At 66.6% G+C, this 13,191-nt stretch carries 11 protein-coding genes; 5 read left to right on the top strand and 6 right to left on the bottom strand.

Going from position 1 to position 13,191, the window contains the following annotated elements; genetic code table 11:
* Positions 1–833: 833 nt before the first annotated feature.
* Positions 834–1,673, bottom strand: coding sequence for an NAD-dependent epimerase/dehydratase family protein (locus tag BT115_RS12485; RefSeq protein WP_072322903.1), 840 nt, complete (start codon positions 1,671–1,673; stop codon positions 834–836).
* Positions 1,674–1,695: 22 nt separating this feature from the next.
* Between BT115_RS12485 and BT115_RS12480 the strand changes: the two genes are divergently transcribed.
* The 4 genes from BT115_RS12480 to hemE all read left to right on the top strand — a co-directional run bounded on the left by BT115_RS12480 (position 1,696) and on the right by hemE (position 4,707).
* A complete protein-coding gene (locus BT115_RS12480) occupies positions 1,696–2,241 on the top strand; it encodes a shikimate kinase (protein WP_072323199.1) in 546 nt (181 codons plus the stop codon).
* The gene (gene aroB / locus BT115_RS12475; protein ID WP_072322902.1) at positions 2,226–3,314 is read left to right on the top strand and encodes a 3-dehydroquinate synthase; all 1,089 of its coding nucleotides are present in this window, start codon (positions 2,226–2,228) and stop codon (positions 3,312–3,314) included. The genes BT115_RS12480 and aroB overlap by 16 nt, the downstream gene beginning before the upstream one ends.
* A 72-nt stretch (positions 3,315–3,386) precedes the next feature.
* Positions 3,387–3,650 (top strand): WGR domain-containing protein, encoded by a 264-nt coding sequence (locus BT115_RS12470; protein WP_072322901.1) that lies wholly within the window; start codon positions 3,387–3,389, stop codon positions 3,648–3,650.
* A complete protein-coding gene (gene hemE / locus BT115_RS12465; protein ID WP_072322900.1) occupies positions 3,640–4,707 on the top strand; it encodes a uroporphyrinogen decarboxylase in 1,068 nt (355 codons plus the stop codon). The genes BT115_RS12470 and hemE overlap by 11 nt, the downstream gene beginning before the upstream one ends.
* 83 nt (positions 4,708–4,790) lie before the next feature.
* Here hemE and BT115_RS12460 read toward each other — a convergent pair whose 3' ends face one another.
* The 5 genes from BT115_RS12460 to purT form a co-directional block, all read right to left on the bottom strand.
* Positions 4,791–5,309: a hypothetical protein gene (locus BT115_RS12460; RefSeq protein ID WP_072322899.1), complete on the bottom strand. Its 519-nt coding sequence runs from the start codon at positions 5,307–5,309 to the stop codon at positions 4,791–4,793.
* 3 nt (positions 5,310–5,312) lie between these two features.
* Positions 5,313–7,640, bottom strand: a complete 2,328-nt coding sequence (gene mrcB / locus BT115_RS12455; protein WP_072322898.1) for a penicillin-binding protein 1B — start codon at positions 7,638–7,640, stop codon at positions 5,313–5,315.
* Between the two features lie 97 nt (positions 7,641–7,737).
* Positions 7,738–8,586 carry an SDR family oxidoreductase gene (locus tag BT115_RS12450; RefSeq protein WP_255369416.1) on the bottom strand — a complete coding sequence of 283 codons (849 nt, stop codon included), beginning with the start codon at positions 8,584–8,586 and terminating at the stop codon, positions 7,738–7,740.
* On the bottom strand, positions 8,583–10,292 hold the full coding sequence (locus tag BT115_RS12445) for a hypothetical protein (RefSeq protein WP_072322897.1): 1,710 nt from the start codon (positions 10,290–10,292) through the stop codon (positions 8,583–8,585). The genes BT115_RS12450 and BT115_RS12445 overlap by 4 nt, the downstream gene beginning before the upstream one ends.
* A 75-nt stretch (positions 10,293–10,367) precedes the next feature.
* Positions 10,368–11,549 carry a formate-dependent phosphoribosylglycinamide formyltransferase gene (purT, locus tag BT115_RS12440; RefSeq protein WP_072322896.1) on the bottom strand — a complete coding sequence of 394 codons (1,182 nt, stop codon included), beginning with the start codon at positions 11,547–11,549 and terminating at the stop codon, positions 10,368–10,370.
* A 124-nt stretch (positions 11,550–11,673) separates the two neighbouring features.
* On the opposite strand from purT, the gene BT115_RS12435 reads away from it, so the two are divergent.
* On the top strand, positions 11,674–13,167 hold the full coding sequence (locus BT115_RS12435) for a transglutaminase-like domain-containing protein (protein WP_072322895.1): 1,494 nt from the start codon (positions 11,674–11,676) through the stop codon (positions 13,165–13,167).
* Positions 13,168–13,191: the final 24 nt, after the last annotated feature.

The raw sequence follows: 13,191 nt of genomic DNA, 5'->3' as shown, positions 1-13,191 counted from the left end.
GATCGGATTTGACACAGTCTGAGATTTCGTCGAAAGACTTTTCTTGAACGGCGATCGGTTTTGAATTCGATGATCGTTGATCGTCGATGAAAGTGCCAATCGTTGACCCACCAATGATTACAGGATCTGGCCATCTGACAGCATTTACGATAGTCGGCGGCAACATCGGTGCGTTTCTCTGGTCCTCGACAGCATCCGCACCTGTTGGATCGGTGAATCTAAACGGATTTCCGAGACCATAATCGTACCGTCGATGGAAGAGATATTTCCTACTGCTATCCCTGCTGGATCGGTACTCAGGAACCGACCTGTTGAAGGGTCGTAGTATCTCGATTGCATATAGATTGCAGTCACCGCATCGTCCACAACGTGGCCCCCAAACCCTATGGTTCCCGGTGGATCGAGTCTTGCGACGCCGTAAGGAGTAATTTCGAACAAGCCGGTGACATTTCCTTGCGCGTCCGTGGTCGCCAGGGGCGTTCCTTGGTTATCAGTCAAATAATACGTTACCTCTTTTCCTGCTATCGCCGATGTAAGTGGCTGAGACGCAAAAAGCAAAGGTATTAAAATCCCGATCTTATTCCTCATTCTTCCCCACCCCCTTCCTTTAAAGTGACGACTATATTCCCTGGCTTTATGCCGACTGTCCGATTTCGATTGGCCGTCGTCAAGTCGAGAGCATCGCGCACTCGCGTAGAGCCTCATTGCGTTTGGCCGCAGACCGTCAGCGGTTCGCCCAACTCAGACGTGCGGCCTTAAGACATATTTCATGCAGATGGCGCGCTCTTATCGTCGACGCTTGCGATAACTCGTTCAGAGCATCCCTAGGCGCGTTACGCCGAGGACGCCCGCACGAGAGCAGCATACCCCTCGCGGGCATCCGGCCATGCACAACGAAAGCCCGCCTCACGCAAGCGCGCGTTGGACAGTCGTTTGTTGCCCACGCCTGCGGGCGCCGGTCCCTCCGGTGGCCGCGGCGCGCCGAGCAAGTCGGCCAGATGATCGTAGAGAACATCGATCGGCAGCGGCGTGTCGTCGACGCCGAGGTAGACCGATGCTGGCGTCTCGGCGTCCAGGAGCATCGCCAATGCCGCCGCCGCGTCATCGACGTGGATGCGGTTGGCATAGACCGGGCGTTCGCGCGGCACCCCTGCCTTGCCTTCGCGCAGACGATCGAAGAGCTGCGTTCGGCCGGGCCCATACAGCCCAGCCAGGCGCAGACAGACCCCGCCCACGTCGCGCGTGGCGAGCCAGCGCTCCGCGTCCAGCAGCACGCGACCGTTGAAACCCAGCGGCGCGGGCGGCGTGTCCTCGTCCACCCACGCGCCATCGTGCTCGCCATAGACGGCGGACGAGGACACGAACACGGTGCGCCGCGGCGGTGTCGGCAGCGCATCGATGACATGCCGCAGCCCGTCCACGAACACGGCGCGATACGCCGCCTCGTCGCGCGCGTCGGGCGTCGCTGCGAAGACCAGCACATCCACCGCAGGGAGACCAGCCAGCGTGTCCGGGCGAAGGAGATCCCCACGCCACCACGCAATGCCGTCGCCACCGCTTGGTTCGCTACGCCGCAGGGCGTGAACGCGCCGCCCCTCCGCGGCCAGCCGGCGCGCGAGACGTGTGCCGACATCGCCGGCACCGGCGATCAGGATCGATTCGTATCTGTGCATGGGGCTTGCTAGCATGACGGTGATGAATCCTTCGCCCAACCTCTTCCTGGTCGGTCCCACCGGGGCCGGCAAGACATCGATCGGACAGCGCCTCGCAGCGCATTACGGCCTGCCGTTCGTGGACCTCGACGTCGAGATCGAAGCCCGCTGCGGCATGCCGATCGCAGACCTGTTCGCACGTGAGGGCGAAGCGGTGTTTCGCGCCCACGAATGCGCGCACCTGGACGAGTTTAGCCGCCGCGAAGGGCTTGTGCTTGCGACCGGTGCCGGCGCGGTGCTGGACGCGGGCAACCGCGAGGTGCTGGCGTCGCGCGGCACCGTGCTCATGCTCGCCGTCGATGTCGACGAGCAACTGGAGCGCCTGCGCGACGACACCGCGCGACCGCTGCTCGCGGGCCCCGATCGTCTCGCCCGTCTGCGGGCCCTCGCCGAACACCGTACCCAACTCTACGAGGACGTGGCGGATCTGATCTTCCACGGCCGCCATGAAAGCGTGGATGACGCGGTGCCCCGCGCCATCGCTCTGCTCGAACGCCACTGGAAACGAGACGGATGGAAACGCAGTTGATCGAAATCGTTGACGTCGCGCTCGCCGGGCGCAGCTACAGGGTACGTATCGGGCCGGGCCTCCTTGCCGACGCCTCGCACTGGCGCTCCCTCGTCCGCGGGAAGCACGTGCTCGTGGTGAGCAACACCACCGTGGCGCCGCTCTATCTCGATGCGCTGGCGAAGGGGCTCGACGGGCTTCATTGGTCGTCCTTCCTGATCGACGATGGCGAGACACACAAGACGTTTGCCAACGTCGGGCGGGTACTCGAAGCGCTGGGTGAGCTCGGCGCTACGCGCGACGCCTGCGTCATCGCCCTCGGTGGCGGGGTGGTCGGCGACCTCGCCGGATTCGCTGCCGCCTGCTGGATGCGTGGCATCGACTTCATCCAGGTGCCCACGACGCTTCTTGCCATGGTGGATTCCTCCGTCGGCGGCAAGACGGGCGTGAACCTGCCCGCCGGCAAGAACCTCGCCGGTGCGTTCCACCAGCCGCGCGGTGTGATCGCCGACATCGATGTGTTGCACACGCTGCCGCAGCGCGAGTTCAGGGCGGGGCTGGCCGAGATCGTCAAGGGCGCCGCTATTGGCGATGCCGATTTCTTCGCTTGGCTGGAAGACCACGCCGACGCCATCGTCCGCCGCGACGCCACGCCCCTGGTAGCCGCCATTGCGCGCAAATGCCGCTACAAAGCGGGCGTCGTGTCGCGCGATGAAACCGAACAGGGCGAGCGCGCCCTGCTCAACCTCGGGCACACCTTTGGACACGCCCTCGAAACCGCAGGCAACTACAGCGAGATCCTGCATGGCGAGGGCGTGGCGATCGGCATGGTCCTCGCCGCGCGTCTTTCCGAACGTCTCGGCATGGCGTCGGCTGCCGACACGCAGCGGCTGATCGCCCTGCTCCAACGCCTTGGCCTGCCCACCGAGCCGTCGCGAACGCATTCGGCAAGCCGCGTGCTGGATCTGATGCGGCTGGACAAGAAAAACACGGCCGGCACCCTGCGCCTCATCCTCTGGCGCGGTATCGGCAAGGCCGAGATCGTCTCGCACGTGCGCGACGAGGACGTGCTCGGCGTCTTGGTGAGACCCTAGGCGAAGCGTGCGAGGCAAGCCACCGGCAAAGCCCCTACAATGATCGGCCCTGCACCCGCCACGGCGCCTTAGATGCGGATCTACCTGCAAACCATGCCCGACGCTGGCGCCGAAGCGCCCCGCTACGTCCAGATCACGCTCGAACAGGATCTGCTCGGTGCGTGGACCCTGTACCGCGAAACCGGCGTGCAAGGCGGCAAGGCCATGCTCAAGCGCGAGGTGTTCGTGGATCGCGAACTCGCGATCGCCGCCTTCACCAAGGCGCGCGACGCACAGCTCAAGAAAGGCTTCAAAGTCATGTTCAGCCAGGGACAGGAGTCGGCGCATGGCCGCTGAACTCCGCAACGACCGCTTCCTCCGCGCGCTGCGCCGCGAGCCCACGGACACGACGCCGATCTGGGTCATGCGCCAGGCGGGCCGCTACCTGCCGGAATACCGCGCCACGCGTGCGAAAGCGGGCAGCTTCATGGGCCTGGCGACGCACCCGGAATTCGCCTGCGAAGTCACGCTGCAACCGCTCGCGCGTTTCGACCTGGACGCCGCGATCCTCTTCTCGGACATCCTGACCATTCCCGACGCCATGGGTCTGGGCCTGTCGTTCGAGCAGGGCGAAGGTCCGCGGTTTGCGCGTCCGCTGCGCGATGCCGCCGCCATCGAAGCACTGGCCGTACCGGACATGGATCGCGAACTGCGCTACGTCATGGACGCCGTGCGCCTCATCCGCCGCGAACTCGACGGTCGCGTACCGCTGATCGGGTTCTCCGGCAGCCCGTGGACGCTCGCCTGCTACATGGTCGAAGGCGAAGGCTCGCGCGACTTCGCGCGGGTGAAGGCACTCGCATGGAACGAGCCCGCCCTCGCGCACCGTCTGCTGGATACCGTGGCTCGCGCCGTGGCGGCCTATCTCATCGCGCAGGCACAGGCCGGCGCGCAGGCCCTGATGGTGTTCGACACCTGGGGCGGTCTGCTCGGCCCGGGTCCGTTCCGCGAGCTTTCTTTGCGCTACATGGCGCAGGTGGTGGACGCGCTGAAAGCCGATGCCGCCAGCCGCGACCTGCCGGTGATCCTCTTTTCGAAGGGCGCCGGTGGACAGCTCGAAGCGCTCGCCGACACGGGATGCGCCGGGCTCGGCGTGGACTGGACGCTCGACATCGGCGAAGCGCGTCGCCGCGTCGGCGATCGCGTAGCGCTGCAGGGCAACCTCGATCCGTCCGTGCTGCGTGCGTCGCCGGACGTGGTCGCCCGCGAGGCGCGTGCCGTGCTGGATGCCTTTGGCAACCACCCGGGGCACGTCTTCAACCTCGGCCACGGCATCACGCCCGAGGTCGATCCGGATACCGTCAAGGTGCTCGTGGACACGGTCCACGAGCACGGACGCGCCATCCGCGGCTGAGATAACGACGGCGGCCTGGCCGCTGTCGTGTTTCCCTCATGGATGGAACGACTGCGAGGCCGCCGTTGGCGGCCTCGCGCACATCAGAACCGATTCGGTCCGGCAATATGGCACTTCGCCAGCTCGCCACGGGCAGCGTTGGCGCCGTTGGTATCGCTCGCCTGCAGGCGCATCTCGACGATCGTCTGCCAGTTGCGGGCACACAGGCTGCCGGACTTCGGTCCCATCTCGAACGACTGCTTCGCCAGCTTCTCCGCCAGCGGGTAATCCTGGCGGCGGATGGCGATCTCGGCGCGATCCTGGATCAGCTCCGGCGCATCCGGCGCCAGCTTCAACGCCTGGACCAGCTTGGCGTCGGCGTCGTCGTACTTGCCGGCGCGTTCGTCGGACTGCGCGGCATGCTCCAGTCCCTGCACACCCGGGTCGCGCAACGGCGCGACCTCGATGGCGGATTTCTCCCTTTCACCCGCCGCACGGACCTGGGCGACGATGTCGTAGGTAGGCTTGCTGGGGCGGGTGGCCTGCGGCGGCGATGGCTGGCTGCAGGCGGCGACAAGCGTGGCGGTAACGGCAGCGAGGGCGCAAAAACGAAGGTAATGCATGGGTCAATCCGTAGGATTACTGGGTACGGCCGGCGCGGCGGGCTCGGCGTCGCCGCCGAACATACCTTTGATTCGCTGCCAGAAACAGCCCTCTTCCGCGTCCGGCACGTAGCCCGAGACGAACGGGAATGCTCGGGCGCCCTCACATGACGGGTCGGTACGCTTGCCGGTCTGCGGGTTCACATAGGCCATTTCCAGCCCTTCGCCCGGCGCGGCGGACAGCGGCCGCGTCGGCAGCTTGCGGAACAGTTCCTGCCAGACGCGCATGCTGCCGGTGGCGCCGTAGAGGCCCGTGGGCTTGTTGTCGTCGCGGCCCATCCAGACGATGGCGAGGCGATCGCCGGTGAATCCGGCGAACCAGCTATCGCGCTGGCTATCGCTGGTGCCCGTCTTGCCGGCCGCATGCAGCCAAGAGAGCCCGGAATTGCCGATGGCCGCGGCGGTACCGCCGTTGACCACCTGCTGCATGGCCCAGGTCGTGAGGCGCGTGGCGGTCTGGTACTCGCCGTCGCCCCCCTTCACCTCGTAGCGCTTGATCGCCTGGCCCTTCGCATCCATCACGCCGCGCACTGCCACCAGCGGCAAGGCATGGCCATCGGCAGCGATGTACTCGTACAGCTGGGCGACCTGGAGCGGCGAGAGATCGATGGCGCCGAGCAGTAGCGACGGGCTCGGGTTCACGTCTTCCAGCCCGAACGACTCCAGGAAGCCCTTGATGCGCGGCAGGCCCACCTGAAGGCCCAGGTTCACCGTGGCGAGGTTCCACGAATGGACCAGCGCGTCGAGCATCGGCACCTGTCCGTGGATCTGGCGATCGTCGTTCTGCGGTGTCCACATCGTGCCGTCTGGCTGGCGCAGGTTGATCGGCGTGTCGTCCACGATCGAGGCCAGCGACCAGCGCGACGGCTGCGCGAGCGCCACCAGGTAAACCAGGGGCTTCACCAGCGAACCGATGGGCCGGCGCGCGTCGAGCGCGCGATTGAAGCCTTGGTCGCCCGGATCGCGTGAGCCCACCACGGCAAGCACGCTGCCATTGCCGGTGTCGGTGACGACGGCGGCCGCCTGCGCGGCAGCCCCGCGCTTACCGAGCGACTTCATGGTGCTGAGGATCGCCTGCTCGGTATAGAGCTGCGCGGCCGGATCGAGGGTCGTGAAGATCGACAGGCTACCGTCGCGCAGCGCCGCCTCGTCGAAATCGGCGGTGATCTGCGAGCGCACCAACTGCATGAACGCCGGGAAGCGATTGTGCGGCAACTGCGCGTTGGCCGCGATGCCGAGAGGCGTCGCCTGCGCTGCCTTGGTCTGCGCATCGTCCAGCAGGCCGGTGTCGTGGAACTGCTGCAGCACGAGATTGCGCCGGGCAAGCGCGCGCTCGGGATAGCGGCGCGGGTCGTAGTAGCTCGGCCCCTTCACCAACCCGATCAGCAGAGCGATCTCCTGCGGGCGAAGGTCTTCCAGGCGACGACCGAAGAAGAACTCACCACCTGCGGCGAAACCATGGACCGCCTGGTTGCCTTGCTGACCGAGGAAGACCTCGTTGACATACGCCTCGAGGATGCGCCCCTTCGAATAGTGCGCTTCCATCAGCAGCGAGAGGATCGCCTCGTTGACCTTGCGCAGCATGTTCTGGCTGCGATCGAGGAACAGGTTGCGCACGAGCTGCTGGGTGAGCGTCGAGCCGCCCTGCACCGTGTGTCCCGCGCGGAGGTTGGCGAACGAGGCGCGCGCGATGGCCGAGAAATCGAGACCGATGTGGTTCTTGAAATCGCGATCCTCGACGGCTTGCAGACCCTGCACGAGCAGAGGCGGTACGTTGTCGAGGCGAACAATGCGGCGTTCTTCCTGCTGCGCGCCGTACAAGGTGGCGATGCGCGCGGGATCGAGGTGGATCGACTTGATCGGATTGCCGTTGGTGTCGTCGACGACCGAGGCGACCTGCCCGTCGGACAGCGCGACTCGAATGCGATGCGGCAACTCGCCGCCATCGGGACCGGCGTAGCCGTGGGACGCGATGAGGAAGCGCGACCCGTTCTTCGAATAGCTGCCCTGAATCTTGCCGCCGCCTTCGGTCGTGTACCCGGCAAAGGTCAGTTCCAGCTCCAACGCGGCCGGGGTCATCGGCAGGCCTTGCGCCAGCGGCAGCGGGCGCGCGTAGACGCGCGTGGGCACCGCGAAGACGAGATCGTTGAAGCGATCCTGCAGGCGTGCGTTGAGGATCAGGGTGTACGGCAGGAGGAAGCCGAACACCAGCCCCATCAGCAGCCAGAAGGGAATACGCAGCCAGGGCCAGCTGGCGCGCAGAAGGGAGCCGAGGCGATTCAGGAAGGCCAACGCGGGGAGGTCCTGGGGAAGAATACGTGCGGGGATGATAGGGGCAGTCGCCCGGCGCCGATCTGAACGGATGCTGGCAAGGCGATGGCGGCTTGGCTCATCGTGGCGTAAGCCACGTCTCTGGCGTGGGCTGGAAGACGCGCGCATGGACGTCCAGGCACCGCTCCAGTTCGCGATTGTCGGCGATCAGGTCGCTATCGAGGCGATGAATGGGCCCGCGCAGCGTCGGGGATAGCCAGCCGGCCAGGTCCAGCGCCACGCGAGGCACGGGCACCGGCAGCGTGAAGACGCCCGCGCTGCGCCGAACACGCCTGAACATCTCCGCCGCGCTCATCCGTTCGCCGCCGCCGATGGGAAAGGTGCGTCCCTGTGCAGCCAGAGGCGACGAAAGCGCCGCCACGACCGCTGCCGCAATGTCTTCCGCGTGCACCGGCTGGCGTTGCCCACGGCCTGCAGGGAGCGGGAACAGCCGACGTCGGCGTGCAGCGTGCACGACCGGCGTCAGGCTCTTGTCCACACCCGCGCCGTAGATCAGCGTGGGGCGGAACACCGTCCACGGCATGCCGCGCGACGCGCAGGTGGCGATGGTCTTGGTTTCGGCATCCCGTAATCGCCGCGACAGATCGCGCTCGGCGGGCACCTCGGAATCGCGCTTGGTCTCGGCGCTCATCGACGAGGTTGCGATGACGTGCGGCGTACCCGCGAGCCGCGTTGCCGACAGCCAGGGCGCCAAGTGATCCAGCGGACCGAGGCAGATCACGGCGCGCAACGGCGGCAGTGGCGGCATCGCGTCCGGCAGCGCGCCTGAGATCCAGCGCGGATCGCCGGGTGGTGGGTCGCGGCTCACGGCAAGGTAGTCGAGCCCGAGATCATCCAGTCGCGGCAGCAGGAACCGGCCGATCTGGCCGGATGCCCCGATGACCAGTATCGGCGCCCGCTCGCTCAACGACCCGTCGCAATACGTTCGTAGGCGCTTTGCAGGCGCGGGTCGTTGGGCACGTAGCGACGTGCATGATCGAGCGCCTGGAACGCGCCCGTCCGATCGCCTTGCGACGCGCGTTGCAGGGCGTTGTCGATCCAGGCACTGCCGAGGCGATGGCGCATGTCGGCTTGCGAGGTGTCGCCGGGCGCGAGATCGGCGAGCGTCGCGAAGAGGTTCTCGGCGCGCTGCACGTTGCCGTTCGCGACCGCCTGCTGCATCTGCTTCTCCACCTGCGTCGGAAGCCCCTGCAGACCGGCACGCGCGGCCGGGTCGTTGCCGTCGATGGACAAGGCATTGCGGTAAAGGTCGTACGCGCTGTCGCCCGGCGGATCCATGATGTCGCCACGCGATGCGGCCGCCTGCGCACGACGCACGAGGTCGGCAACCCGCGCCTTCTGTTCGGGGCTGACGGCCAGCGATGCTTCGGGCGCCGCGTCGTCGCCAGCCACATGCACACCATCGTTCGATGCAGGGGCCTTGGTTTCACCGCCAGCGATGCGTGCTCGCGCGGCGGCCAATTCGGCGGACTTCGGTGCGAGCTTCGCGGCCTGATCGAGCAGGCGATTCGCTTGATCGTCGTCTTCGCTGTCGATCGCGGCATTGGCCTGGACGATCAATGCCTGCGCTACGCGCCCGAGTCCCGCCTTCGCTTCGGCGTTGTCGGGATCGGCGGCGAGCGCCGCACGGAAACGCGCCAGTGCGTTGTCGTCGCCGTCGCCCGTGAAGCGCCCCTCGCGCATCGCATCGTTGCCTTGCTGGATCAGCGTGTTGACGGCCTGGTCGTCCTGCTTCCTCGTTTCCGCCAGGGCCGCGCGGAGCGAAGGCAGATCGCCGTAGCCGGGCACCAGGATGGCGATGCGATCCACCAGCGCATTGGCCTTGGCCTTGTCGTTGGAGGCAATGGCCTGGCGAGCCTGCGCGGCGAGCGCATCGCCGACCTTGTCGAGACCGCGTGCCGCGACCGCATTGGATTTGTCCGCGTCGAGTACGCGCCGGTACAGCGCACCCGCGCCGTCGTCGCCGTCCAGATGGCCCGCCGCAAAGGCCTGCTGCGCCTGATCGATCAGGGATTCGGTGCGACCTTGCGGATTGCGCGCCTGAGAGAGTCGTTGGCTCAACCGTTCCACATCGCTGCCGCCGCCGAGCAATTCGCGGGCGACGTTGAGCGCCGCCTCGGCTTCGTCGAGGCGTCCGGCTTCCAACGCTGCATCGGCCCGCGCTACTTCGGCCTGGCCCACGCGACGCAGACCGTCGCGCGCCTGGTCGCTGTCCGGCTGCTGGTCGCGCGCCTTTTCGAACAGTTCGCGCGCGCTGTCGCCCGCGGTGCCGTCGAGACGACCGTCGGCGAGCGCGCGATTGGCCTGCGCGAGTGTGTCGTTGAGCTCGGTGGCAGGAACCAGATTGCGCAACCGATCCTGCTGCAACCAGAGACCGGTGAGCACGCCGATCAACGCCAGCACCAGCAGAGGAATCAGCCAACCGCGTTTGCGCGGCCCCCGCGGGGACGCAGGCGGTCGGGCACCTGTGGGACGGCGCGGCGCGTCGACCACGATGTGCGGCAGACCGTCGTCGGGCGGCGTTGCCGGCTTGTCGAGGTCGTCGAGCCGTCCGAGCGTGGGTTCGGTGCGACCGCGCGCGTCGCGGTCGTGGCTGTCTCTGCGTCCGCTCATGAGATTCGATCGTCCATAGGAGCGAGGGAGCTTAACATTCGGGCGTGAACGCTCGTTGTAGAGCACCCCTGGCCGCTAGAGTTCCACCCGGATGCGGCTCGCCGCCCGCTTGGCCTTCTCCAGCGCCTCTTCGACCGTCGCCGCGCGCGCCAGCGTCACCGCCATGCGTCGGCGACCGCGCACCTCCGGCTTACCGAAGATGCGAAGCATCGTGCCGGTTTCGGCGAGCGCATCGGCCACGCCGTGGTAGGTCGGTGCGAGTCCTTCGCCCTCCACCAGCACGGCGCAGGAGGCGGCAGGTGCAAACGCATGGATCTCCGGCACGGGCAGCCCCAGAATGGCTCGCGCATGCAACGCGAACTCCGAAAGATCCTGCGAGATGAGCGTGACCAGACCGGTATCGTGCGGACGCGGACTGACCTCGGAAAAGATCACTTCGTCGCCGCGCACGAAGAACTCGACGCCGAACACGCCCCAGCCCCCGAGCGCCGTCGTGATGGCATCGGCCTGCTTCTCGGCCGCGGCACGCGCCGCGTCGCTCATCGGTTGCGGCTGCCACGATTCGCGATAGTCCCCGTCTTCCTGGCGATGGCCGATCGGCGCGCAGAAGGACACACCGTTGCGATGGCGCACGGTGAGGAGAGTGATCTCGTAGTCGAAGTCGATGAAGCCCTCGACGATCACCCTGCCCTTGCCGGCGCGGCCGCCTGATTGCGCATACTCCCAGGCGGCATCCGCATCGGCGGCGGAACGCACGACACTCTGCCCCTTGCCGGACGAGCTCATCACCGGCTTCACCACGCACGGCGTACCCAGCTCCGCCACGGCATCGAGAAACGCCTCGTGCGTGTCGCAGAAGCGGTACGGCGACGTGGGCAGCCCGAGTTCTTCGGCAGCGAGCCGACGGATGCCTTCGCGATTCATGGTCAGCCACGCCGCCTTGGCGGTCGGCACGACCTTCAGGCCGTCCTTCTCCATCTCGACCAGCGTGGCGGTGTGGATCGCCTCGATCTCCGGCACGACGAGGTCCGGCTTTTCCTGTTCGATCAACGCACGCAGCGCAGCGCCGTCGAGCATGTCGATGACGTGGCTACGATGCGCCACCTGCATGGCGGGTGCGTTCGCGTAACGATCGACGGCGATGACCTCCACGGCAAAGCGCTGCAGCTCGATGGCCACCTCCTTGCCCAGCTCGCCGGAGCCCAGCAGGAGCACCTTGAGCGCGGTAGGGGAATGCGGCGTGCCGAAGGTCTTCATGCGCGGGGTCCGGAATAAGGGGGAACGTCATTCTAGAGGCACGCCCCACCTGACCAAAGAAGTACTTGACTGGCGGCGCCAAAGTGGTGTGATGGCAGCGTCCCCAAAATCCGGAAGTACGCTCATGAGACGCTTTCTTGTCGTCCTCGCCGTACTGTGCGCGATTCCGTCGGCCGTCCTGGCCCAGGAGCGCTGGATGACCGTCCTTCTGGACGGCCGCAAGGTCGGCAGCCTGCGTATCGACCGGCAAGCGGAGGGGGACCAGGTCGTCACCCGGCAGGTGCTCGACTTCCGCATGACCCGCGCCAAGACGCCCCTCGCCCTGCGCACGGAGTTGCGTTCGACCGAGTCGACCGCCGGCAGGCCGCTCGGTTTCTACGCAAGCACGCGCATGTCGACGCAGGAGAATCTGGCCACGGGCGAGGTCCGCCCCGACGGCACGTTCCAGGTCGCCAATACCGTTGGCGGTCAGTCGAAGATCAACCTGTTGATCTGGCCCACGGGCGCCACGCTGGCGGAAGGCCAGCGCCTCGTCATGAAGGATCACGGCTTCAAACCGGGCACGACCTACCGCCTGCGCAACTTCGATTCGGTCAGGCAACAGGTGGCGGACGTGGACGTCACAGTGGTGGGCGACGACATGGTCGACATGCCCGACGGAGCCCGCGTGCGGCTGCACCATATCCGGCAGGCAATCGCGAACGCACCGGACGATCGCGCCGTGGACGTATGGGTCGACGACGAGGGCTTCATCCAGCGCAGCCTCGCACCGCTGCTCGGCTTCCGTCTGGAGATGGCAGCCTGCGACGCCGTCTGCGCGCAGGCGCCCGACCAGGACATCGATATGCTCCGCGCGGCGATGGTGACGTCGCCGCGTCCCATGGTCCTCGCGCTGCGCTCGGTACCGGTCCGCTACACGATCTCCGTACGCGGCTCGCAGCCGAACCCGTTCATCAATACCGATGAGCAGTTGGTCCGCCCTCTCGGCGACGGTATCTACGTCGTGGACGTCGGTTTCGGCATGCGCCACGGCGACGAGCCCGGTCCGTTGCCGGAAGACACCGCGCCCAACGCCTGGGTGCAATCCGCCGATCCGGACCTTGTCGCCTTCGCCAAACGCGTGGTCGGCGATGCGCAAACCGACCTGCAGAAGATGCGGCGCCTACGCTCCTTCCTCTCCGACTACATCGATGCCAAAGGCCTCGACGTGGGCTACGCCTCCGCGCTGGAGACCTTGCAGACGCGACGGGGTGACTGCACCGAACATGCGGTGCTGCTGACCGCCCTGGCGCGAGCCGTCGGCATTCCTGCGCGCGTCGTCACCGGCATCGTGTATGCCGAGCGGATGGGCGGCGCGTCGCGGGTTTTCGTACCGCATGCCTGGACCCAGGCATGGATCGACCATCGCTGGATCAGTTTCGATTCTGCTCAACGCCGCTTCGATTCGACCCACATCGCGCTGGGTACGGGCGCGGGTGAACCATGGCGCTTCTTCGCCGCCATGAACTCGTTGGGGAATATCCGGATCGAGCGCGCCATCCCAGGTTCGAATCTCATCGATCTGCCAGGACCGAGCGACGCCGGTGCCCCGGTAGGCGGCGGACGGGGCGCGCCCTGACGGTACTTGATAGTGATATCGATT

Origin of the sequence: Luteibacter sp. UNCMF366Tsu5.1, assembly GCF_900119235.1 — a bacterium.
Taxonomy (GTDB): Bacteria; Pseudomonadota; Gammaproteobacteria; order Xanthomonadales; family Rhodanobacteraceae; genus Luteibacter; species Luteibacter flocculans.
This window is presented reverse-complemented; position numbering and strand designations above follow the sequence as displayed.

What these genes read in the sequence shown, in the direction of transcription:
- BT115_RS12435 (WP_072322895.1), top strand. Translation starts at nt 11,674, where the DNA reads ATGAGACGCTTTCTTGTCGTCCTCGCCGTACTGTGCGCGATTCCGTCG.
- BT115_RS12470 (WP_072322901.1), top strand. Translation starts at nt 3,387, where the DNA reads ATGCGGATCTACCTGCAAACCATGCCCGACGCTGGCGCCGAAGCGCCC.
- hemE (WP_072322900.1), top strand. Translation starts at nt 3,640, where the DNA reads ATGGCCGCTGAACTCCGCAACGACCGCTTCCTCCGCGCGCTGCGCCGC.
- BT115_RS12485 (WP_072322903.1), bottom strand. Translation starts at nt 1,673, where the DNA reads ATGCACAGATACGAATCGATCCTGATCGCCGGTGCCGGCGATGTCGGC.
- BT115_RS12480 (WP_072323199.1), top strand. Translation starts at nt 1,696, where the DNA reads ATGAATCCTTCGCCCAACCTCTTCCTGGTCGGTCCCACCGGGGCCGGC.
- aroB (WP_072322902.1), top strand. Translation starts at nt 2,226, where the DNA reads ATGGAAACGCAGTTGATCGAAATCGTTGACGTCGCGCTCGCCGGGCGC.
- BT115_RS12460 (WP_072322899.1), bottom strand. Translation starts at nt 5,309, where the DNA reads ATGCATTACCTTCGTTTTTGCGCCCTCGCTGCCGTTACCGCCACGCTT.
- BT115_RS12445 (WP_072322897.1), bottom strand. Translation starts at nt 10,292, where the DNA reads ATGAGCGGACGCAGAGACAGCCACGACCGCGACGCGCGCGGTCGCACC.
- purT (WP_072322896.1), bottom strand. Translation starts at nt 11,549, where the DNA reads ATGAAGACCTTCGGCACGCCGCATTCCCCTACCGCGCTCAAGGTGCTC.